1 protein-coding gene and 1 pseudogene are annotated in these 2,139 nt (G+C 30.0%); both read right to left on the bottom strand.

All coding sequences use genetic code 11. The features are described 5' to 3' along the window. Positions 1-39: 39 nt before the first annotated feature. Positions 40-789, bottom strand: coding sequence for an IS21-like element helper ATPase IstB (gene istB, locus GC105_RS16575; RefSeq protein WP_152807046.1), 750 nt, complete (start codon positions 787-789; stop codon positions 40-42). After that, positions 789-2,077 (bottom strand): annotated as a pseudogene (gene istA, locus GC105_RS16570) (IS21 family transposase). Before istA ends, istB begins: the two are co-directional and overlap by 1 nt. Positions 2,078-2,139 lie beyond the last annotated feature (62 nt).

Below are 2,139 nucleotides of genomic sequence, written 5' to 3'. Positions count from 1 at the left end.
ATAATGCATGTTTTTGATCATTTAAGAATGTAGGTTTTATTATGATTCTTGTTTAATATGATCCTTTAATCTGTAGGATTTTCCACTAATTGATATAACATGAGCATGATGTAGAACACGATCTAAAATTGCATTAGCTATTACTGCATCATAGAAAATCTCATCCCAATTATTAAAGTTAATATTTGTTGTCAATATAGTGCTCTTTTTCTCATATCGCATGTCAATTAGTTGAAAAAACAGCTTAGAATCATCTTTATCAATAGGGAGGTACCCTAATTCATCAATAATTAATACTTTATATTTTGTAAAGTGTCTTAACCTTGCATCTAGTCTATTTTCTAATCTTGCTTTTTTTAGCTGTTGAAGTAAATCATGGCACTTTATAAAATAGGTACTATATCTATTTTTAGCTGCCGTAATACCTATTGAAGTGGCTAAATGAGTCTTACCAACTCCACTAGAACCAAGAAACACAATGTTTTCTTGTGACTTCACAAAACGTAATGTTGTGAAATCTAATATTTGTTGCTTATTAATATTTGGTTGAAATTCGAAATCGAACTCCTTTAACTCTTTGGTATGTGGAAATGCACCTACTTTTACCATTGAGCGAATCATATTCGCTTCTTTAAAATCAATCTCATGATTTGTTAGTCTCGTAAGTCCTTCTACAAAAGAAAGACTATTGCTATTTATAAAATCTATTATTTCATCAAGATGGATAATCATTTGCCCTAACTTCAGATATTCTAAGTTCTTTATTAATTGTAAATATGTACTAGTCATTACGGTATATCTCTCCTATTATTTCTAAGTTATTTTTTGCAATCATCTCTATTTCTTCTATTGGATTTTTTAAGGTAAGAGAACTAATAGCTACGTAATGTTCTTGATGATAATTGAGCTTTTGATTTTTTACTGGATGAATCGTCACTAAATTCGTGTTATAATATATATGCAATTGATCATCATGCATTTGTAGCTTTAATCTCTTACCGATATACTCTGGTGGGACAGAATATTGGTTTGATTTGTAATGAATCATGCTTTGAGGGTTTACTGTTACTGATGTTGTTTTGATTGTATAAAGATTTCTTATTTGTGCCTTAGGCAGTGGTGATAAGAAATCTTTTTCCTTTTTCAAGTGTAAGATAGGTATCTTACCTGTTGTAGTATGACATGTATTATTAATTCTATTGTTGAGCTTTGTAACAAGTAGATTTAATTCACTGTAATTTAATGTTCCATTATAAGCACGTATTCCATCTAATAGTTTCATAGGAGCTTCTACTTTAGCTTTTGTATTGGGTCTCCCAGCTATACAAGGAGCGACTCTAAAACTATAATCATCAGCGAAATTTTGGAATCTATTATTAACCTTTCCTTTAGAATAATTTGTTCTTGGATCATCCATAACAGTCTTCATATTATCAGTTAATATTTCTTGTGGAACACCTCCAAACATTTCGAATGCTTCATTTAAGAATGAAAACAGAATATCTTGTGTTTTACTAAGAGATAATCGATAAACTCTAAATCTAGAATAGGATAAGATAACAACAAGGATATTAATGGTTATTACTTCTCCATCACTTAAGATAAACTCCATATTTTCTTTCCAGTCCAGTTGAGCTTGTTGCCCTATAGCTGTTTCATATCGCATAGGAGCAATATTGGCATCATAGTTTTTACGTCTTGCACTAAAGTAACTGTTAAATTCATCATGCTGAGAAATATACCTGTGAAATGATGACTCGGCACACTTTAGATTATGGTTATCTTTTAAATATTGCCATAATACTCGTTTATAATAGAATATTTGTATTGATTTATCACTAAGTAGCTTTTTAATTATGGGATAAAATTCATCAATCTTAGATGATCTTATCCTTGTAGTTGGTTTAACATAGCCATCTATGTATTTACCAACAGTACGTACATCAACTCCTAAATCTCTTGCTATTTGACTTTTATTAATTTTCAAGTTACTTCCCTCCATAAGAGGCTTGAGTTTTTTAAGATCCTCCAATGTATTGATCTCTATATTTGTGTATATGTCGCATTTTATTAGCATAATTACCTCCTTAGTCTAAGAGATAATTATATCTTAATGCTACTTATCATACATTCTTAAGT

This window comes from Alkalibaculum sporogenes (genome assembly GCF_009362815.1).
In the GTDB taxonomy this organism is placed as follows: domain Bacteria; phylum Bacillota; class Clostridia; order Eubacteriales; family Alkalibacteraceae; genus Alkalibaculum_A; species Alkalibaculum_A sporogenes.
The sequence above is the reverse complement of the archived record's forward strand: the minus strand, read 5'-3'. Positions and strand labels throughout refer to the sequence as shown.

Coding starts and splice junctions, on each gene's coding strand:
- istB (WP_152807046.1), bottom strand. CDS start 789: ATGACTAGTACATATTTACAATTAATAAAGAACTTAGAATATCTGAAG.